The sequence below is a fragment of the Nonomuraea sp. NPDC004186 genome, from assembly GCF_053603495.1.
Window position 1 is genome coordinate 51,553 of record NZ_JBSGFQ010000018.1, and the last position, 18,956, is coordinate 70,508.

An 18,956-nucleotide genomic window follows, 5' to 3' on the forward strand; every position below is an offset into this window, starting at 1 on the left:
GTGGAAGTCGAACTACTCACCCAACAAGAGGCTCGGGCGCGGCAGCGAATAGACGTGGCGTCGATCTTCGCCGAGCACCACGTGGGCCTCGTGCGGCTTGCCCTGATCATGGTCGGCGATCAGGCGACCGCGGAAGACGTCGTACAGGAGGCGTTCGCGCGCACCCATGCCGGGCGCGGCAGGTTGCGTGACGCCGACAAGGCGCTGGCCTATGTCCGCTCCGCGGTGCTCAACGGGTGCCGGTCGGTGCTGCGCAGGCGGGCGACCGTGTTCCGGCGGGCGGTGCCGTACGAACCGCCCGTCTGGTCGGCGGAGAGCGCCGCGCTCATGGGCGAGGAGCGGCGCGGGGTGCTGCTCGCCCTGCGTGAGCTGCCGCGCAGGCAGCGGGAGGCGCTCACTCTTCGCTACTACCTCGACCTGTCCGACCAGGAGATCGCCGACACCATGGGGATCGGCGCCAGCACGGTCAGGTCCACCATCGCGCGGGGGCTGGCCGCCCTCGGCCGGGCACTTGGGGAGTATTCATGAACAGCGCCATGGAAGACAGGCTGCGGGAGGCCTTCGCCGAGGCTGGGGCGACGGTGGACCCCACCACGCTCAGGCCGCTGAGGGCGTCGGAGCGGCGGCGGTTCAGGGTGGATTTCCGGCTGGTGGCGGTGGCCGCGACCGTGGTGCTCGCGGGGGCGGCGACCACTGTCGGGTTGCTGAGCGGTCCGGGTGACGAGGACCGCGCGGTGGCGGCCGATCCGGCGGGCGACGGGCAGAAGATGAACGTCTTCCTGTGCGCGAAGTCGTCGGACCGGGAGCAGACGGCGTGCAAGGGCGCTGTCAGCGAGGAGGAGACGCAGAAGATCGCGGCGGCGGTGCGGAAGGCGCCGGGGGTCACAGAGGTGAGCTACACGCATCAGACCGCGGCGTACGAGAACTTCCGGCGCGATTTCGAGCGCAACAAGGCCCTGCTGGCCGCCGTCGGCGTCGATGACCTCCCCGCTTCGTTCGGGCTGACCCTCACGAAGGGCACTGATCCGCGCCGTGTGCAGGAGGCGCTGCGTGGGGTGCCCGGGATCTTGACCGTTCAGGAAGTGACGCCCTACGAGTCCACTCCGGCGGACAAATGGGATGTGACGGTCTTCCTCTGCACCCCCTCGTCGAGCATGCCGTCCTGCGGCGCCGAGCATAAGTCCGACCGTACAGTCAGCCCCATCGTCACGAGGGAGGGGAAAGGAGTCACGCCCGCGCAGAGGGAGGCCATCCGGAAGCTGATCATCTCGATGCCCGGCGCCAAAGAGGTGTTCTTCGAGGATCAGGCGGCGGCTTACGAGAACTTCCGCCGCATGTACAAAGTCAACAAGGCGCTGGTCGACGCCACGAAAGTCAGTGACATGCCCCAATCGTTCAGGATCTTGCTGATGCCTGACGCCGACTGGAGCAAGGCCGCCAACAGGTTGAGGCGGGAACCAGGGGTGAGCCAGGTTCTGCACCGATGCATGAATGACGGCACTCGGCTGAAGTACTACTACGGGTTGACTCTGCCCGAGAGCAAGGTGTGCCCGACGGACAAGTGATCCGGCTCCCCCCTCACCATCCGGGCGCGGCACACGTAATGTGGCAGGGAAGGTCGTACGACCCCTTAGGCGTCAGGAGGCGAGCTCGAGCCCATGGGAATGATCATGGCCGTGAGCTTCACCCGTTACGGGAGGCTCTACTACCTCGATCCCGGCGAGCACAGCCCGAAGGTGGGCGACAAGGTGCTCGTGCCGACCGACTCGGGCCCCGAGGTGGCGGAGTGCGTCTGGGCGCCGCAGTACACGAGCGAGGACGTCGACGGCCTGCCCCTGTGCGCGGGCCTGGCCGGCGAGGAGCACCTGGCTCGCGACGAGACCAACAAGCGCCGCAGGGCCGAGGCCCGCAGCGTGTCGAAACGGCTGATCAAGCGGCACACGCTGCCGATGAAGGTGGTCGGGATCGACTACCTCGACGAGGACAACGTCTACACGGTCTACTTCTCGGCGCCGCACCGGGTCGACTTCCGCGCCCTGGTCCGCGACCTGGCCCGCAACCTGCGGGCCAGGGTCGAGCTGCGGCAGATCGGGCCGAGGGACGAGGCGCGGCTGCAGGGCGGCATCGGGCCCTGCGGCCGTGACCTGTGTTGTGCCACGTTCCTGAAGGACTTCGAGCCGGTCTCGGTACGCATGGCCAAGGACCAGGACCTTCCGGTCAATCCACTGCGGATCGCTGGGGCGTGCGGCCGGCTCATGTGCTGCCTGAAGTACGAACACCCGCTCTACCAGGAGTTCCGCGCCTCTGCCCCGCGGGCGGGGGCGAACGTGGAGACCCCGCAGGGGCCTGGTGTCGTGGTCGGCCACAACGTCCCGTCGGACTCCGTGGTGGTGCGCCTCAACGACGGGGGGCGGCGCTGCGCCTGCTCGAAGGCCAGTGTGTGCGCGCCGCGCAAGGCGTACGACTCGACGTACGGGGATCCGGCCGAGGCGTGATCGAGGGGAGCGAGGACCCCTCCGGCTCCTGTAGACTCTTGCAAGTCGCAGAGCACGCCGCCTTAGCTCAGTCGGCCAGAGCACTTCACTCGTAATGAAGGGGTCTGGGGTTCGAATCCCCAAGGCGGCTCCACGTCAGAAGCCCCCCGCGTGATCGCGGGGGGCTTCTGGGTGTCCAAGTGAGTGACTAAGCCTCCCGATCTCATGTCTTGAAGATCCGATCCATGGCCACCGCGCCCTCCTGGAGTACGGGGCAGACCAGCTCGGTCGCCGCCGTACTACTGTGGCCGGCCAGCCGGGAGATCTCCTCCAAGGGGATGCCTTGGTCTGAGAGCAGGGACACGAAGCTGCGGCGTAGCTCTCGGGGGGTCCACTTGTCGGGGTCGAGGTCAGTCTTGGCGATGACCGCGCGGAAGGCGCGCCGTATGTTGTGGGAGTCGAGAGGTGTGCCCACGGTCGAGGCGAACACGAGCCCGTGTTCCACCCACCGCTTGCCCGCCACTTCCTTGTCCGCCTCCCGCTGAGCCCTCTGTGCTTTGAGCGCTTCCACACAGCGCTGTTTGCTCCCGGACAGCTTGCGCAACGGTCAATGACCGGCCCGTATGACCACGCTGTAAGCTCGCCGCTCGGGTCGACGCGACCGGACGCAGTACTCCGACAAAATTCAATCCTTGATCTTGGTGTCCCAGCTCCGGCCCATGGGCAGCACTATCTTGCGTCGGAGCGGCGCCCGCACCTGAAGCTCCGACGGAACTCACCCGTTCTGAGCCGGAGGCAGACGGAGCGGGTGTGCCATGGGAGAGTTGGTAGCGGCGACGTCGTGATGCGTTACGCGTACTGCGTCGGGCAGGTCGGCACCGCCGCCATCCTCAGCCAGCCCGACAGACGCACCGGAATCATGGCGTACTGGGTGAGCGTCGGTCTGAGCGTTGGCCTGTGCTCTGGCGGCTTAGAGGCTCCGCGTGGAAGAGGTCAACAACCCAAGATAGCCATCGGCTGCAGCAGTCAGTGTCCCTGCTGTCTCTGGTGCCGGTGACTACATCGATCGCAAATCGAGAAATCGAATGGTGCTCCGCACGCCTTCTGAGCGCGCTTCGCGCGGAAGACCAGCTGTAACACCTGGGGGCTTCCAGGTGTTGCAGCAGGTTTCCCCCCGGACGGGCCACAGTGTGACGAGGCGCGCTTACTGCTCGTAGCGGCGCAATAACGCATTGTCCGGATTCATGTCAAGACGCTGAAGATGTTGCCGAAGCGCCCCCTTATGGCGTCCTTGAGTGCTCTTGTCGCGGTCCAATGCTGGCGTTTGGATCTAGGGGTGATCTTCCGCAGTGCGCTGCAAGCGGCGCTTTCGGATGCGTCACCCGTGTCGCCGGTCCTGCCTTGCACCGTCCTCTCGTCGTGGACAGGTCATCGGACTGCGCCGTCCTCCCAGAAAAGGAGTCATGACCGTGACCATGCTGACCTACACCCTCCTCACCGACCCGGCGCATCTGGAGGCGTCACAGGCCGACCGGTCCCCATCCAAGGGAAAGGTGTATCTGGTCGTGACCAACACCCACAAGAATGTGAAATGGTCCACGATCGAGGTAACGGTGCCCGGAGACCTCACCCCGAATATCGACGCGATCACGCCCAGGGGCACGTACACCCACACCCATGTGAACGCCCAGTTGCTCACCTCGCCGGCCACCCAGTCGGTGACATTCCAGCGATTGCAGAACACCAACGTCTTCCAGGCCACCCCTCCGGGGGGTGCCGACAGCTTCTCCCCCGGCGACTACATGGTGCTGGCGCTGGAGGACATCGTTGTCGCCAAGGTCGCCGGGCTGGCCGTGCTGATAGTGAAGGAGACCAGGCCAACGCGGCGGGGGTATGAAGTCAGCTTCGCGGCAGTACCGCTGGTGAAGGCCACTCCGAAGGAGATTCCGGCGCCGCGCGACTTCCGCCCCAACAAGGCCATGCTGGACGTCGGAGACTCCCTCACGCTGAGTTGGGAGGGCTCCGACGACTTCACCTACAAGATCCTGTTCCCCGGCGGAGAGATGCCCTTCTCCGTGGGCACGCGTACCTGGACCCTGGCCGACCCGCCGAAGCGGGCCACCACCTACACCCTCGTCGCCACCTCCGGCACCACGCCCAAGCAGGAACACTTCCTCACCACGACCGTTCAGGTGCGCCATCCCGTCCTGGAAACACTCACCGCCACTACCGGCATCGACACACCCTGGGTCCAGGGGGCGGCGAACGCGACCAAGGGGCGCATCACCTTCCTCAAGGACGGGCTGGACGTCCGCACTGGAAGCGGAGCTGAGGGAATTGTGCACGCCGACAAGGCCGTCCTGCACGGAGTGAACACCGAATGGGTGCAGGGGAGAAGCGCCGACGACGGAAAGATCACCTTCCCCAAGGACGGGCTCGATGTCCGCAACGGAAGCGGAGCTTGGGGAACCGTGCACGCCGACAAGGCTGACCTCAACGGCATCAACACCGAATGGGTGCAAGGACGAAGCGCCGACGACGGATGGATCACCTTCCCCGTGGAGGGGCTCAAAGTCCACCGGAAGGACAACAGCCACCTGACTCATCTGGACGTCGGTTATGCGACCCACGACATCGTGAAAACCAGAGTCGTGCGGGGACTGACTGACGGTGAAGGCTGGATCAGCTTCCGCAAGGAGGGGCTGAACATTCGCCGGGGGCAGGGCACGGAACGGGGAACTCTGTTCGCAGCCAAGACCGAACTGAAGGAATGAGTCCAAACGGCGTCCAGTGCCCTGCCGAATGGATCTCATGGGGATCAAGGGGCGGCGGCGCTGGGCGCCGTCACCCAGCCGTGCGCCTGCCGCTCACCAGGCATGCGGCCTGAGAGCGATCCGGTCGGCAAAGCCGCGCTGAGCCGCATCTTTGTGCCTGGCGCTCGAAGGTCTTGCCGACCCGACCGGGTGACGAAGTGGGTGACAATGAGGACGTTCGATCATGGACGTCCACGGACTCTGACGGACCACAAAAGGCAGGTCACCTCCTCGGCGGGGGAGGATGAGCAGGTCCTTTATTTTGCTCGTAATGAAGGGGTCTGGGGTTCGAATCCCCAAGGCGGCTCCAGGTCAGAGGCCCTTCCGGATGATCCGGGAGGGCCTTTTGCTAACACTTCTGCTAACGGGCGCTCGCCCAGATGATCGTTGTGATGCAGCATGGGGCTGTGGACGTCTTACTCTCGCAACTCCCCGCCCTACTGGGAGTGATCGTCGGCGCAGTGGGCTCCTATATGGCTACCTACCTGGTAGAGCGTGTCCGTTGGAACCGGCAACAGACGACTCGGTGGGATGAGGAACGTCGAAAGGCTTACGCGGAGTACGCGCACTCCGTCAAGGCGGTGATTCAGATGTCGGCCGAGATAGCCGCAGCGCGAGGTGTCAACACTCGGTTCAGGATCGTGAACAAGGTCGATGTTGAGGAGAGTCTCAAGGAGCTCGCCCGCGTCGCATTTGAGCGCTCGGCCAAATGGGAATCGGTCCTGCTGCTTGGCGATGACAAGACAATCGAGGCGGGACGCGCATGGCACTCTCTCGCGCTTCGAATGGAAGAGTTCGCTCACGGTAGCCGGAACGACCCCGAGGAGTGGGCGTCGGTCTACGCGGATGCCGGGGCGGCGCGAGACTATTTCTACGAGCAGGCCCGACGTGACCTGAGGATCCACGTCGGCACCAACGTCCCACCTCGTGGTCTTTGGAGACGGCGGCCCGCGTCGGCGGCAGGGGAAATGTTGCAGGCCCCTGCGTCGGAGCACAAGGGCCTGAGCGCTGGTTGAGTTGGTTATGGTCCGCTCTCCAGAGCGTGGGCGAAGATGTCAGCGGCGGCCGTCTCAGCCGAGCGGATCACGTGGGCGTAGACGCGGAGGGTGATCGCGGGGTCGGCGTGGCTGAGGCGGGTCGCGACGACGTGTACGGGGACGCCGGCCAGGAGCAGCAGGGTCGCATGCACGTGGCGTAGATCGTGTAGGCGGATCATCGGTAGTGGGTCGGTGACGGTCTTGTTGTGAACCACGCCTTTCTGAGCGCGCTGCGCGCGGAAGGCAGGCCGTAACACCCTAGGGGCCCCGGTGTTGCAGCAGGTTTTGGCGCTGGCGGGCCGCTCGGAAGGGACGGCCCGCCAGGCGAGCGATCACGAGTCTGAACCGGATGTTGCGCGGGTGGGCGACCTACTTCCGCTACAGGGTCGCCAAGGCGGTCGTCCAGCACCGCTCCGTCCGGGGGCCTCGACACTATGTCCGCCGCCGGTGAAGATCAGAAGAGTTCGGTTTGCCTTTCTACGGGAGGAAGAAGTGAGCGAGTATCCCCAGGATCGCCTGTACGCCGGCGAGCTGCACATGTGGGGCAACGGGGAGTGGTTCAAGCGCAACAGGAAGCTGGACACGCCTGGCGACCGGGTGAGGGTCGGCTTCACCACCTTCTTCATAGGTCAGATCCCCGACAGAGGGCTGCGGGTGCAGTTGCCTGAGGTAGGTAGCTACGTCGAGTTGGGTGACTACTTCGGTCGGGTCAGTTGGAGTCAGGAGGGGGATTCTGACGAGGAGTGGGAGGACGGGGATGCTGCTCCTGACGAGGATTGGAGCGATTTCTGCGCACCAGTCGAGGCGAAAGTCGTCGCCGTCAACACCGAGCTCGCCAACACTCCGGAGCTACTCATCAGGGACCCCTACGGCGAGGGCTGGCTGTTTGAGATGGAGATCCATGACCACAAGCCCAAGTCCGATTTCAATTGGGACGCGGACGGTTACGCCGAGTTCATCGCCCAGGACAACGACTAGACAGGCAATCGCCGGGGTGCCCACCTACGTGAGCTTCTAGGGGTCCCGGTAGTAACGGCGCAGGATCCAACGGATACGCCCCTCACCTGTGCTTATCCAGCGTTCTCAGGCTGGTGGGCCAGACCGCGCCCTGCCTACCAATGCCACCCTCAGGGCTGTGCAGCTTGGCGTTGGCGGCCGGGCCGCCGTCCCTCGCCGTAGCCGTCGATGCCCGTCCCCGCGGCGGTGGAGATGACCAGGGTGCTAGCCGAAAGTTCAGCCGTCGTCCGGAGCTTAAAGACCAATCAGCGGCGCGGTGACGCGGGCTGTTGCGGCGGCGAGTGCTCTGTGTCGCTGTTTGTCCATGGCATCGAAGAAGTAGCGCTCCTCGACGAGCGCGATGGCGAACTCCAGGATGGAGCGGCTTAGGTTGTTGACGTTACTGTCTCCGAAATAGCCGCTGTCGAACCACTCGCGGGCCTTGGTGCCAGATCCCGTGGTGGCGGCCGATGCGTTCGCGGACGCCGATCACCCGGAACCCGGCGCGAGCGTGCAGGGTCAGGCTGGCGGCGTCTTTGGGGAAGATGCCGGACTGGATCGTCCAGATGCCCGCGGGCTCCGTGGAGGCGATCAGTGGCCGCAGCAGCGCCAGGCCGACGCCACGGCGGCGGGCACCAGGATGCACGTGGACCGAATGCTCGACCACCCCGGCGTAGGCGCTGCGGGCCGAAACGGCCGATGTGGCGATCCAGCCGAGTAGCCGATCAGGCGGGCCGTCGAGGGTGCCGAGGGCGACGTGGCGACGGTCGGGCAGCTTGGACGTGTCGAACTGGGCCCAGGTCGGGGCGGTGGTCTCGAAGGTGGCCCGGCCTTCGTCGATGCCGAGCTGGTAGACGGCCAGAACCTGATCGGCATGAGCGGCACGCATGGACTCGATGAGCGGCCCATGGGCCGTCCCGTCCACGCTCACCTGGTCGCCGTGTCCGCGGTAGTGGAGGTGAGGTCGGAGATCAGCGCACGTACGCGGGCCTCGATCGCGTCGCGGATCGGGCGTACGGCTTCGACGCCCTGGCCGGCCGGGTCGTCCAGCACCCAGTCCTCGTAGCGCTTGCCGGGAAAGATCGGGCAGGCGTCGCCGCAACCCATGGTGATCACGACGTCGCTGGCCTGGACGGCATCGACCGTGAGCACTTTGGGAATCTCGGCGGAGATGTCGATGCCACGCTCTGCCATCGCCTCCACCACGGCCGGGTTCACCTGATCGGCGGGCGCGGAACCGGCCGAACGCACGCGTACCCGATCGCCGGCCAGGTGGGTCAGGAAGGCGGCGGCCATCTGGGAGCGGCCCGCGTTGTGCACGCACACGAACAACACCTGCGGCGGCGCGTCGATCTGGTCCGGCACGGGTTCCTCCTATCGAGGCTGGTAGGCGGAGCCGGGGACGGGCTCCGCAGCGGGCTGCGGGCTGTTCGGGTAGAGCGCGACCAGCAGCAGGCCGCCGAGCGCGGCTCCGGCCAACTGGGCGACGATGAAAGCGGGCACCGAAGCAGGGGCGATCCCGGCGAAGGTGTCGGTGAAGGCCCGGCCCAGGGTGACAGCAGGGTTGGCGAAGCTCGTACTGCTGGTGAACCAGTAGGCGGCGCCGATGTAGCCGCCGACCGTGACCGGGGCGAGCACGGCGCGGCCTTGCCGGGCCAACGCGAAGACGACCACGATGAGCCCCGCGGTGGCCACCACCTCACCCAGCAGCAGGTGAGGGGCCGACCGGTCATGAGCCGAGATCTGAACGGCCGGGAGCGCGAACATGGCGTTCGCCAGGACTGCCCCCGCGACGGCTCCGGTGACCTGAGCGGGCAGGTAGGCCGCCACTTCCCGTCCGCGCATCGCCGGGGCAGCGTCGCGTCGGGTGAGTACCCAGGCCGCCACGGAGACGACCGGATTGAAGTGCGCGCCGGACACGGGTCCGAGGATCAGGATGAGCACCGCCAGACCTGCCGCCGTGGCCAGGCTGTTGGCCAGCAGTTGTACGCCGACGTCACGCGAAAGATCGGTTGCCATGATGCCGGAGCCGACCACCACGGCCACCAGGGCGGCGGTGCCGGCGAACTCGGCAAGCGCCCGGCGTGCCAGGTTCACCGCGCGTCCGCGACAAGCGTTTCGGGCAGGGCCAGTACGCCGGTCAGGCGCTTCAGCGTGGCCGGGATGATCCAGTAGTAGACCCAGGTGCCGCGCCGCTGGCTGTCGATCAGGCCGGCCTCACGCAGCACTTTGAGATGATGCGAGATCGTCGGCGCGGTGACCTCGAAGGCGCCGGTCAACTCGCACACGCACACCCCGTCGCCGATCCGCCGGCCGTTCTCCTGCGCGCCGATCAGGGACAGCAGCCGCAACCGGATCGGGTCGCCGAGCGCCTTGAACACGCGAGCCATCTCCGCGGCCTCGTCCTCAGCGATCGGCTCGGCGATCAACGGTGTGCAGCACTCGGGGGCGAGCACCGGCAGCTCCTGTTTCGACATATCTCTAATTTGACAGATTCCTAAGCAGCGGCGCAAACTCAACACTACTTAGACATCCGTCGAAGCAACGATGGGAGATCGTCATGTCTCGTGTCCAGCTCGCCCTCCGTGTCGCCGATCTGGAGAGCTCGATCACGTTCTATTCCAAGCTGTTCGGCACCGAACCGGCCAAGCGCCGCCCCGGCTACGCCAACTTCGCCATCGCCGAACCCCCGCTCAAGCTGGTGCTCATCGAGGGGGAGGAGGGCGAGCCGACCCGCATGGACCACCTCGGCGTCGAGGTCGAGGACACCGCCCAGGTCAACGCCGCCACCCAGCGGCTCAAGGACGCCGGGCTGGCCACCTTCGAGGAGAACGACACCTCTTGCTGCTACGCCCTCCAGGACAAGGTCTGGGTACACGGTCCTGGCGCCGAGCCATGGGAGGTGTACGTGGTCAAGGGCGACGCCGGCACGCTGACCAAGGAAACCGATTCGGCCTGCTGCACCCCGGCCGGCGAGCAGGCCACCGAGCCGGTCAGCGCCTCGGCCAACTGTTGCTGACCACGGGCTTCTCTTCGCTCGCTGTGGCCCATGCGTGCAGGCTTGCGGGCCATCCCTGCAGGCGCGCTCTTCTGAGAAGCTGGGCGCGCTGAGCTGCATCCTTGTGCCTGGCGCTCGAAGGTCTTGCCGACCCGACCGGGTGACGAAGTGGCTGACAACGAAGGCGTTCGATCATGGACGTCCTCGGTCGCTTCGAGAGGGCGAGCGCTCAGGCCAACCGTCTCGGCGTAACTCGCATCGGGGTTACCCAGCAGCAAGGACACCTTCGTCTGGCTGGACGCGCTGACCCAGAAGGTGCGCAAGGGCGGCCGCATCATCAACGCCGACGGCCGCCGGGAGATCCTCGGTTCACGTACCGCGTCCGTGGACGTGACCCGGAGACGCCGTACTGGGGCGAAGCCCTATGACGCCGCGGCCGGCTCGGGTGCTCCGCCGGGTGCCGGAGGCGCACCCGAGCCGGCAGCGGGGTTGGCTGGAGGCGTTGAGCGGAGCGTCTCCTGGGCCGAGGTGATCTTGCGGATGACGCCGATCGCCAGAACGGCCGCGATCAGCATCAGCCCGAGGCCGACCACCTCCAAGCGCAGGGCGAAGGCGATTCCCTCCAGGTTGATGGAGAAGTTGAGCAGGCCCCAGGTCGCCTTCGTCATCACCCAGGCGGCAAGCCAGGCCGCCCACCAGGCGTTGATCAGCCCCTTTGCAGAGCCTGGGGGCGTGGAGGCGCGCCAGATGTCGTCCACGATCTGCTTGGGAATCCAGAACCAGCTGATCGGCATCACCCACCCGGCGATCACCCAGGCACTGCTGTGCCGGTGACCGTTCAGCGAGAGGCTCACGGCGTTGGTTCTGACGCGGAACAACCAGGCCAGGAACCCGGCCACGGCCACGAGGAAGATGAAGAATCGCGCGACCCCGGACCCTTGGAGGAGCAGCTCCCCCGTTCGCATCGCCGCCTCGGAGACGGATTCGAAATCACTGCTCATACGATCCACGAGCGACGCATACCAGAGGTTGATCCCCACTGTGGCGGCCCCGGCGAGGGAATCGGACACCACGGCCGCGATGGCGAAGAGCGCGACGCCACCGACCGGGCGCAATCGCCCTTGAGAGAGCTGCATCACCTGGAGGCCTTCGGAAGGGGGGATCGAGGTGTGCACCAGTATGTATCCCCAAGATCTGGAAGAGGATCGGATCCCCCATCCGGGATCCTCTCGTGATCAACCTGCGGCGCTCCCACGCTGACACAACCGCGCCACCGCGCACACGTACCCGGCCACGGTCTGGGTTGGTCAAGCAGGGCGATTGATCCGACTAAGGAGGGCCAGCAGGATGGTCATGACGAGTCCGAGCGCGGCCAGCGACAGGCGGTCGGCGGTGTTCTCGCCGTTGGCGATCACCCCGAACACGGTGTGCGCCACGAGCGCCCCGCCGGCCAGCGCCAGGCTGTGCCGGTCGCGCCATCCGCCGTGTGCCGTCCATCGGCGCAGCAGTACCGCTGCCACCACCGCCAGGAGCGCCGCAGCCAGCATCGGGACCGCCACCCAGCCGCCTTGGGTGAAGGCCGGGTGCTGGGCGCCGCCGAAGGGGAACAGGAGCGCGAGATATCCGAACGCCATCACCCCGGCCAGGCACGCGACGACCGGCGGCGCGGGAAGCGTCCGGGGCGCGGCGGCCGGCACGTCCGTCGGGCGGGGGACGAACCGCAGCGCGAGCACCGCGAGTACCGCGATCGCCAGCACGAACGCCGCCAGTACCGCCGGCGGCGCCTGGTAGCCGGGGTCGATGAAGGCCGTCGTCCACCGCAGCAGCAGGGCGCCCAGCACGAACACCACCCCCGCCACGACCAGCCCGGTCCGCCCCAGATAGGGACGATGGCGAAGATCCGGGACGATGAGATCCACCAACAGGATCGGCAGCGCCACGCTGAAGACCGCGTGGTAGGGGATGTTCAGCTCGGTGTAGGCGCTGTTGAGGCCGAGGATCCTGGGCGCCCAGTCGGCCACGCCGTAGATGGTCGGGCTGGTGAGCGCCTGCAGCGCCAGCCCTTCCTCCACGATCCCGTACGCCGCCCCGAGCAGCAGGATGGCGAGCCAGCCCCGGCCGGTACGGCGTACCAGCTCGCGGATCAGTACGGTGCCGGCGCCGTAGATCGGCACCCACAGCAGCAGCAGCCACGCCTGGCGGAGGGGCGGATTGCCGAGCGTGAGCTCGGCGACGACCGGGGTGAGCCCGGCCAGCAGGAGCGCGGCCCACCGGCCGCGTGCTCGTGAGGTGACCATGCGCCTACGGTCTCCCGCGGCGGGCGCGGGGCGCTGCTGCCGCCAGGCCGGTCCTTGGCCTCTTCGGTCGCTTCCGGGTGGTGACTTTGGTTGCCATGGCGGGGCGGTGATGGTGACCTTGGTTGCTTACCAGGTGTAAGGCTGGTGGATACGATCTGCGGTTGTGTTCGCAGCACAAGCACAGGGCCAGGACGGGGGCCGCCGCGACGGCGAACCCTGGAGGCATGGAGAAGCCGCAGGCGATGACCGCTCGGGACGGGATCGCGCAGCCGGGAGTGGTGGCCAGGGCGGGAGTGGCTGGGGATCGGGGGCGGGTGGGCGGCCGAGGGCGGGGCGGTCGCGGCGTGACTGGGCGGTCGGGGCCGGTGGCATCGTGCTCGCCGTGGCCGGGGCCGGGGCGGTGGTCTGGGGTGATCTGGTCCCGGGGATGCCCGGCTGGTATCTGTGGGCCGACGTGGCCGGCGGGGCTCTGGCGTGCGTGGGGCTGTGGTTGTGCCGGCGGTGGCCAATGGCGGCCTCGCTGGTCGTCATCGCGTTGTCCATCCCGGCCGCGGCCGCGTCGGTGGCCGCGGGGATCGCCACGCTCGTCGCGGCGCTTTACCGGCGACCGCCCGCGGCCGTCGCGGTGGGGGTGGCGTGGGTGGCGGCGACGCTGGTCAGGTTCGCCTGGCGGCCGCCGGGGCTGGCGCCGTATCCGGTGTGGGCGCTGGTCGGCGTGCTGTTCGGCGGGGCGATCACCGGCTGGGGCATCCTGGCCAGGACCCGGCGGGAGCTGCTGGCGTCACTGGCGGAACGGGCCCGCCGCGCCGAGGCCGACCAGCGGCTGCGCGCGGAGGAGGCCCGCCGCGCCGAACGCCTCGGCATCGCCCGCGAGATGCACGACGTTCTCGCCCACCGGCTGTCGCTGCTGGCGGTGCACGCCGGGGCGCTGGAGTTCAATGCCGGCGCCAGGCCGGACGAGGTCGCCGAGGCGGCCGGGGTGATCCGGACCAGCGCCCACCAGGCCCTGCAGGAGCTGCGCGCGGTCATCTCCGTGCTGCGCGAGAGCCCGTCGGCCGAGCTCCCGCTGACCGGGCTCGCGCCGCTGGTGGAGGAGTCGCGGCGGGCCGGGATGCGCATCGAGCTGTACGAGCACGACGTACGCTTCGCTGACCTGCCGGAGACGACGCGGCGCACGGCGTACCGCGTCGTGCAGGAGGGGCTGACCAACGCGCGCAAGCACGCGCCCGGCCGGCCCGTCACCGTCGTGGTCTCCGGCGCGGCCGGTGGGGAGCTGACGGTCGAGGTGCGCAACCCGCCGGCCGCCGGGCGGGAGGCGGCGGAGCTGGCCACGACGGGGGGCGGGGCCGGGCTGGCCGGGCTGGAGGAACGGGTCTCGCTGGCGGGCGGGCGCCTGGAGCGGGGACGTACCGAAGGCGGCGGGTTCCGGCTGGCGGCGCGGCTACCATGGCCACGTGAGCGGCCCCATGAGTGAGCCGGTGAGCGGGTCCACGGATCCGCCCGTGAGCGGAGCTGCGGGTGCGGCCGGGGGTGGGTCTGCGGGTCCGTCCGGGGGTGCGGGTCCGTCCGGGGGTGGGTCTGCGGGTGTGGCCGGGGGTGGGGGTGCGTCCGCCGCGATCCGGGTGCTCATCGTGGACGACGACGCGCTCGTCCGTACCGGGCTGACGTTGATGCTCAAGGGCGCGCCCGCCCTCCAGGTGGTGGGCGCGGTGGCCGACGGTGCGCAGGTCCAGGCCGCGGTCGGCGAGTACTCTCCCGACGTGGTGCTGATGGACATCCGGATGGCCGGCGTCGACGGCATCGACGCGACCCGCAGGCTGCGCGCCCGCCAGGACGCGCCGGAGGTCATCATCCTGACCACGTTCGACGCCGACGAGCACGTGTTCCGGGCGCTGCGCGCGGGAGCCAGCGGGTTCCTGCTGAAGGACACGCCGCCCGAGGGGATCGTCGAGGCGATCCGGCGCGTCGCCGCCGGCGAGCCCAGCCTGTCGCCGAGCGTCACCCGGCGGTTGATCGCCCACCTGGTGCCCGAGGAGGACAACCGGCGGCGGGCCGACGCCCGGCGGGTGCTGTCGGCACTCAGCGAGCGCGAACGGGAGGTGGCGCTCGCGGTCGGGCAGGGCAAGACCAACGCCATCATCGCCGGTGAGCTGCACATGAGCGTGGGCACGGTCAAGGGCTACATCTCCCGCATCCTCACCAAGGCAGGCTTGGACAACCGCGTTCAGCTGGCCCTGGTCGTCCACGACGCCTCGTAGGACAGCGCCGGCTGGCTCCGGCCTCGTGCCGCCGTCCGGCGAAGCCGCGCTGAGCCGCATCCCTGGCGGTCGCAGGTCTTGCCGTCCCCAAGGCGGCTCCAGGCTGACGGGTGCCTGTCGTCGAAGATCCTTCGTAGGGCATCATGGCGCGATGAGCGTGCGCTACGACGACGTGATCGGCCCCCTCCGAACGGCATACGACGATGGCGCCGAGCGACGTGAGGTCAGCGGCAAAGCCCCGTGGAAGCTGGCGGAGCGGGAGGCGTTCCTGAGCCGTCTGCAGGGCGACCGTCGCGGGCGACTGCTGGAGGTCGGCGCCGGAACGGGCCAGGACAGCGCGTACTTTCAGGAAAACGGCCTGGAAGTCGTGGCCGTCGATCTGTCGCCTGCCATGGTGGCTCTCTGCCGGGAGAAGGGCATTGAAGCGCATGTCATGGACTTTCTGAGCCTCGATTTCGCACCGTGTTCGTTCGACGCGGTGTACGCGCTGAACTGCTTGCTGCATGTGCCCAACAGCGACCTTCCAGCGGTACTGGATACGATCCACACGCTCATGCGGCCCGGTGGCCTCTTCTTTTTCGGCGTGTATGGCGGAGGCAGCGTGACGGGTGAGGGTCCCTTCGAAGGGGACGATCACCATCCTCCTCGGTTCTTCTCTTTCCGCAGCGATGAGCAGCTCCAGGAGTACGCACGAAAGACTTTCGAGGTGGTGGATTTCCACGTCGTGGGATCTGACAAACTCCGGTTCCAGTCGCTGACGTTGCGGCGATCTGGATGATCAGCTTTGGGACCATGAGGAAAATCCGCAGCGCGCCGGCCAAGGCGATCGACAAGACCCTCCGGGTGTGGAGTCTGGGCGCTTGAGGATCCACGGCACAGCGATGAAGGGCATGTGATGGATGGTCAGCGGTTCGCCGAGATCGCGCGTGCGGCCTTCGGGAAGGGGCGCTGGCCGGCAGGGGTCGAGCGGCTCAAGGGCGGGAGCAAGAAGGGCGTTTATCGGCTCTCGTTCGACGACGACGGGCCCGGCGCGATCGTCTACGTCTGGTCCCAGGAGGAGGACTTCTGGCCCGCCGCGGCGAACGCCGACGCGGAGACCCCGTTCGGTCATGCGTCCGGGCTGCGGTTCTTCGAGGTCGCCCATGGGCGATTGAGCGGCCTCGGGGTGCGGGTGCCCGAGGTCTACCTGGTGGACCGGCCGGGCGACGTCGTGGTGGTCGAGGACGTACGCGGCGGGACGCTGGAGGCGTTGCTGCGCGACGACCCGGCGCGGGCGGGCGGCGTGATGGATCGGCTGGCGGAGAACCTTGAGGCCATGGGGCGGGAGCGGGCCCCGTGGGTGGGGAAGATCGAGGGGATCCGACGGCGATCCGCGGTCGAGGTCGTGCTGGAGCACGCGCTGCGGGACCTGGACGAGGCGGCCGTCCGGGTCGGGCGGATCGGCGCGGTCCGGGAGGAGTTCGAGAGCGCGCTGCGGGAGATGGCCGCGGGCGTGCGGCCGCGGGCGGATCACGGGCTCATCCACGGGGAGCTCGGGCCCGACCACGTGCTGGTGGACGACCACGACGCGCCGGTGCTGATCGACATCGAAGGCACGATGTTCTTCGACGTCGAATGGGAGCACGTCTTCCTGCGGATCCGGTTCCACGAGCACTACGAACGGCTGCGCGTCGACGGGCTGGACGAGGGCCGGATGAGGCTGTACGAGCTGGCCCAGCATCTGTCGCTCACCGCGGGGCCGCTCCGGCTGCTCGACGGCGATTTCCCGGACCGGGAGTTCATGCTGGGGATCTCGAAGTTCCACAGCGGGGAGGCGCTGGAGTTCCTCGCGGGAAGGCGATGAGTTCCGCGGGCCGGAGCAGTCTTAAGGGCATGCGGAAAATCATCTACTCGATGCTGATCTCCCTCGACGGCTACGTGGAGTCCCCGAACGGCGACATCGGCTGGTCCGCGCCCGACGAAGAGGTCCACGCGTTCATCAACGACATGTCCCGCGAAATGGGCGGATCCCTGTACGGCCGGCGCCTCTACGAGAACATGTCCGCCTACTGGCCCACCGCCGACCAGAGCCCCGACGCCCACGCGCTCGAGGTCGACTTCGCCAGGATCTGGCGGGCCATGCCCAAGTACGTCTTCTCCAAGACTCTCGACCAGGTCGGCTGGAACAGCACGCTCGTCACCGGCGACCTCGAGGAGGAGGTGACCACGCTCAAGCGGCAGGACGGCGGCGACCTCGACCTGGGCGGGGCCACGCTGGCGTGGAGCGTGCTGCGGCTCGGTCTGGTGGACGAGTTCCGCATCTTCGTCCACCCGCTCGTGCTGGGCGCGGGCAAGCCGTTCTTCCCCCAGCTCGACGCCTCCATCAGGACCCGGCTGCTGGAAACCCGGGCGTTCCCCTCGGGGATCGTTTACCTTCGTTACGAAGTCACGTAGCCTGACAGGAAACCCTTAGGAAGGTTTCCTATCGATTATGCGCGCGCTGCCCGCCTTAGCGGCTCTGCTGCTGATCACGGCCTGCGGCCCGGCCCGGACCCAGGAGGCCCCGGTCAACGCCGAGGACGTGATGTTCGTGCAGATGATGGTGCCGCACCATCGGCAGGGCATCGAGATCGCCAAGGTGGGGGCGGAGCGTGCCACCACGCCGGAGCTCAGGACGCTGGTCGCGGCCATCGCCGGCACGCAGCAGAGTGAGGTCGAGCGGATGCTGCGCTGGCTGCACTCCTGGGACCAGCCGCTCACGCCCCCGAGCGGTGCGCACGATCACCACGGAGGCATGCCCGAGACCGACGTCAAGCGGATCCAGGCGCTGCGGAAGTCCAAGAGCTTCGAGCACGACCTGCTCAACCTGCTCATCGCGCATCAGGACGACGCCGTGCAGCTTGCCGCCGCCGAGGTGGCGGGCGGGGCCAACCCGGCCGTTCAGCAGTGGGCGGGGCAGGTGCGGACCTCGCGCAAGGGGCAGATCGAGATCATGATGAAGCTGCTGAAGCGGTGAGGAAGTCCCGGAGGGCCCCCTCGTAGCGAGCCCGGTCGACGTTCCAGGAGCCCACGTGGCCGCCGCCCTTCGTGCGTACGAGCGTCACCAGGTCCGGCCTGAGCTTCGCGAACCGCAGCGAGGGCTCGACGGGCACGCTGGTGTCGTCGTCGTCCACGAAGAGCAGGATCGGCTGTCTGAACTCCTTCCCGTGCCGCACGTGGTCGAGGTCGTCGAGCGAGATCCCCGTACGCCGCTCCACCACGAACTTGCCCACCGAGGCCAGCCAGCCCGGCACCCCCCGCTGCCGCGCTCCCAGGTCGATGGGCGCGTTCCAGTCCATGACCGGGCTGTCCAGGATCAGGCCCTTGATCGGCTCGCCGGGTAACATCCTGGCCGCCATCGGAGCGATGCCCCCGCCCATCGAGAACCCGTACAGCACCACCCCGGTCGCCCCCTGACCGCGGGCGTAGGAGATGGCCGCGGCGACCTCGCGCCACTCGGTGGCGCCGAGGTGGAACTTGCCGTCCTCGCTCGCCGGCGCGCCCTCGTCGTTGCGGTAGCTGATCGCCAGCACCGGGATCCCCAGCGAGTGGAGGACGGGCAGGAAGCGCAGGGTCTCGGAGGCGTTCGCGTTGCGGCCGTGCACGGCGATCACCCAGGTCTTGGAGGTGCCGGGGGTTCGCCAGGCGGGGAAGTCGCCTAACTCGCCGCGGATCGACACCGTCTCGTACGGCAGGTCGAGCGCCGAGCGCGGGTCCTCGTGACCCCAGATCCAGCGGTCGAGGTACGCGTGGACGCCCGGCGCGAGCGTGCCCCTCCGCACGCGGGTCACCTTCCTGACGACCGTGGAGCCGGCGACGGAGACCACCGGTCCCAGCGTGGCGTTGCCGCCGCGCCAGGTCAGCCCGTACGTGCCGGGCGCCGCGGTGTCGGAGCCGCCCTTCAGCGTGACCTTCGAGCCGTCGAAGGCCACCACCTCCAGCGGGTACGATCCCCCGTGCGAGGGGTCGATCACCAGCCCGGAGTAATACCAGCCCGCGCCACCCAGCCCCACCAGCGCCAGGACCGCCAGGACGGCCGCGATCCACGCCAGCACACGTCTCATG

The 18,956-nt window shown here is 68.1% G+C and carries 22 protein-coding genes, 1 tRNA gene and 1 pseudogene; 15 read left to right on the forward strand and 9 right to left on the reverse strand.

Annotated elements, in window-relative coordinates; translation table 11 throughout:
* Positions 1-54 precede the first annotated feature (54 nt).
* From ACWEPL_RS17205 to ACWEPL_RS17220, 4 genes are all read left to right on the forward strand, one after another.
* Positions 55-528: a SigE family RNA polymerase sigma factor gene (locus ACWEPL_RS17205; protein ID WP_452436734.1), complete on the forward strand. Its 474-nt coding sequence runs from the start codon at positions 55-57 to the stop codon at positions 526-528.
* Positions 525-1,565 carry a permease-like cell division protein FtsX gene (locus tag ACWEPL_RS17210; protein ID WP_452436735.1) on the forward strand — a complete coding sequence of 347 codons (1,041 nt, stop codon included), beginning with the start codon at positions 525-527 and terminating at the stop codon, positions 1,563-1,565. Before ACWEPL_RS17205 ends, ACWEPL_RS17210 begins: the two co-directional genes overlap by 4 nt.
* A 99-nt stretch (positions 1,566-1,664) precedes the next feature.
* Entirely contained in the window at positions 1,665-2,495 is an 831-nt protein-coding gene (locus ACWEPL_RS17215) for a PSP1 domain-containing protein (protein WP_350724339.1), read from the forward strand.
* Positions 2,496-2,551: 56 nt separating this feature from the next.
* Positions 2,552-2,628 (forward strand) — tRNA-Thr (locus ACWEPL_RS17220).
* Positions 2,629-2,697: 69 nt separating this feature from the next.
* Here the strand turns inward: ACWEPL_RS17220 and ACWEPL_RS17225 are convergent.
* The gene (locus ACWEPL_RS17225; RefSeq protein WP_452436736.1) at positions 2,698-3,045 is read right to left on the reverse strand and encodes a tyrosine-type recombinase/integrase; all 348 of its coding nucleotides are present in this window, start codon (positions 3,043-3,045) and stop codon (positions 2,698-2,700) included.
* Positions 3,046-3,937: 892 nt separating this feature from the next.
* Between ACWEPL_RS17225 and ACWEPL_RS17230 the strand changes: the two genes are divergently transcribed.
* Positions 3,938-5,248: a hypothetical protein gene (locus tag ACWEPL_RS17230; protein ID WP_452436737.1), complete on the forward strand. Its 1,311-nt coding sequence runs from the start codon at positions 3,938-3,940 to the stop codon at positions 5,246-5,248.
* A gap of 446 nt (positions 5,249-5,694) precedes the next feature.
* On the forward strand, positions 5,695-6,303 hold the full coding sequence (locus tag ACWEPL_RS17235) for a hypothetical protein (protein WP_452436738.1): 609 nt from the start codon (positions 5,695-5,697) through the stop codon (positions 6,301-6,303).
* Between the two features lie 5 nt (positions 6,304-6,308).
* Here the strand turns inward: ACWEPL_RS17235 and ACWEPL_RS17240 are convergent, their stop codons facing one another.
* The gene (locus tag ACWEPL_RS17240) at positions 6,309-6,581 is read right to left on the reverse strand and encodes a tyrosine-type recombinase/integrase (RefSeq protein ID WP_452436739.1); all 273 of its coding nucleotides are present in this window, start codon (positions 6,579-6,581) and stop codon (positions 6,309-6,311) included.
* Between the two features lie 47 nt (positions 6,582-6,628).
* Between ACWEPL_RS17240 and ACWEPL_RS17245 the strand changes: the two are divergent.
* A pseudogene (locus ACWEPL_RS17245) lies at positions 6,629-6,775 on the forward strand (group II intron maturase-specific domain-containing protein); the annotation flags it as partial.
* On the forward strand, positions 6,772-7,302 hold the full coding sequence (locus ACWEPL_RS17250) for a hypothetical protein (RefSeq protein WP_452436740.1): 531 nt from the start codon (positions 6,772-6,774) through the stop codon (positions 7,300-7,302). The pseudogene ACWEPL_RS17245 and the gene ACWEPL_RS17250, both read left to right, overlap by 4 nt.
* A gap of 418 nt (positions 7,303-7,720) precedes the next feature.
* Here the strand turns inward: ACWEPL_RS17250 and ACWEPL_RS17255 are convergent, their stop codons facing one another.
* From ACWEPL_RS17255 to ACWEPL_RS17270, 4 genes are read right to left on the reverse strand one after another with little or no spacing between them, the layout of a single operon-like run.
* The gene (locus tag ACWEPL_RS17255; RefSeq protein ID WP_452436741.1) at positions 7,721-8,209 is read right to left on the reverse strand and encodes an N-acetyltransferase family protein; all 489 of its coding nucleotides are present in this window, start codon (positions 8,207-8,209) and stop codon (positions 7,721-7,723) included.
* Positions 8,210-8,247: 38 nt separating this feature from the next.
* Positions 8,248-8,685, reverse strand: a complete 438-nt coding sequence (locus tag ACWEPL_RS17260) for an arsenate reductase ArsC (RefSeq protein ID WP_350723839.1) — start codon at positions 8,683-8,685, stop codon at positions 8,248-8,250.
* A gap of 9 nt (positions 8,686-8,694) precedes the next feature.
* On the reverse strand, positions 8,695-9,417 hold the full coding sequence (locus tag ACWEPL_RS17265) for an aquaporin (RefSeq protein WP_452436742.1): 723 nt from the start codon (positions 9,415-9,417) through the stop codon (positions 8,695-8,697).
* On the reverse strand, positions 9,414-9,797 hold the full coding sequence (locus ACWEPL_RS17270; RefSeq protein ID WP_452436743.1) for an ArsR/SmtB family transcription factor: 384 nt from the start codon (positions 9,795-9,797) through the stop codon (positions 9,414-9,416). The genes ACWEPL_RS17265 and ACWEPL_RS17270 overlap by 4 nt, the downstream gene beginning before the upstream one ends.
* A gap of 83 nt (positions 9,798-9,880) precedes the next feature.
* Here ACWEPL_RS17270 and ACWEPL_RS17275 point away from each other — a divergent pair, with 83 nt between their 5' ends.
* Complete coding sequence (locus ACWEPL_RS17275; RefSeq protein ID WP_452436744.1) at positions 9,881-10,339, forward strand: ArsI/CadI family heavy metal resistance metalloenzyme; 459 nt, start codon at positions 9,881-9,883, stop codon at positions 10,337-10,339.
* A 401-nt stretch (positions 10,340-10,740) separates the two neighbouring features.
* Here the strand turns inward: ACWEPL_RS17275 and ACWEPL_RS17280 are convergent, their stop codons facing one another.
* Together ACWEPL_RS17280 and ACWEPL_RS17285 are read right to left on the reverse strand one after the other, a co-directional pair.
* Complete coding sequence (locus ACWEPL_RS17280; protein WP_452436745.1) at positions 10,741-11,493, reverse strand: DUF4328 domain-containing protein; 753 nt, start codon at positions 11,491-11,493, stop codon at positions 10,741-10,743.
* A gap of 132 nt (positions 11,494-11,625) precedes the next feature.
* On the reverse strand, positions 11,626-12,615 hold the full coding sequence (locus ACWEPL_RS17285; RefSeq protein WP_363977608.1) for a hypothetical protein: 990 nt from the start codon (positions 12,613-12,615) through the stop codon (positions 11,626-11,628).
* A gap of 373 nt (positions 12,616-12,988) precedes the next feature.
* Between ACWEPL_RS17285 and ACWEPL_RS17290 the strand changes: the two genes are divergently transcribed.
* From ACWEPL_RS17290 to ACWEPL_RS17315, 6 genes are all read left to right on the forward strand, one after another.
* Positions 12,989-14,089 carry a sensor histidine kinase gene (locus tag ACWEPL_RS17290; RefSeq protein ID WP_363977611.1) on the forward strand — a complete coding sequence of 367 codons (1,101 nt, stop codon included), beginning with the start codon at positions 12,989-12,991 and terminating at the stop codon, positions 14,087-14,089.
* 148 nt (positions 14,090-14,237) lie between these two features.
* A complete protein-coding gene (locus ACWEPL_RS17295) occupies positions 14,238-14,873 on the forward strand; it encodes a response regulator (RefSeq protein ID WP_452436777.1) in 636 nt (211 codons plus the stop codon).
* Between the two features lie 151 nt (positions 14,874-15,024).
* Positions 15,025-15,651 carry a class I SAM-dependent methyltransferase gene (locus ACWEPL_RS17300; RefSeq protein ID WP_452436746.1) on the forward strand — a complete coding sequence of 209 codons (627 nt, stop codon included), beginning with the start codon at positions 15,025-15,027 and terminating at the stop codon, positions 15,649-15,651.
* Between the two features lie 117 nt (positions 15,652-15,768).
* On the forward strand, positions 15,769-16,716 hold the full coding sequence (locus ACWEPL_RS17305) for a phosphotransferase family protein (RefSeq protein ID WP_452436747.1): 948 nt from the start codon (positions 15,769-15,771) through the stop codon (positions 16,714-16,716).
* 29 nt (positions 16,717-16,745) lie between these two features.
* Entirely contained in the window at positions 16,746-17,306 is a 561-nt protein-coding gene (locus tag ACWEPL_RS17310) for a dihydrofolate reductase family protein (protein ID WP_452436748.1), read from the forward strand.
* 37 nt (positions 17,307-17,343) lie between these two features.
* Positions 17,344-17,868: a DUF305 domain-containing protein gene (locus tag ACWEPL_RS17315; RefSeq protein ID WP_363977628.1), complete on the forward strand. Its 525-nt coding sequence runs from the start codon at positions 17,344-17,346 to the stop codon at positions 17,866-17,868.
* Here the strand turns inward: ACWEPL_RS17315 and ACWEPL_RS17320 are convergent.
* Positions 17,843-18,955 (reverse strand): alpha/beta hydrolase, encoded by a 1,113-nt coding sequence (locus ACWEPL_RS17320; RefSeq protein WP_452436749.1) that lies wholly within the window; start codon positions 18,953-18,955, stop codon positions 17,843-17,845. The genes ACWEPL_RS17315 and ACWEPL_RS17320 overlap by 26 nt on opposite strands.
* Position 18,956: the final 1 nt, after the last annotated feature.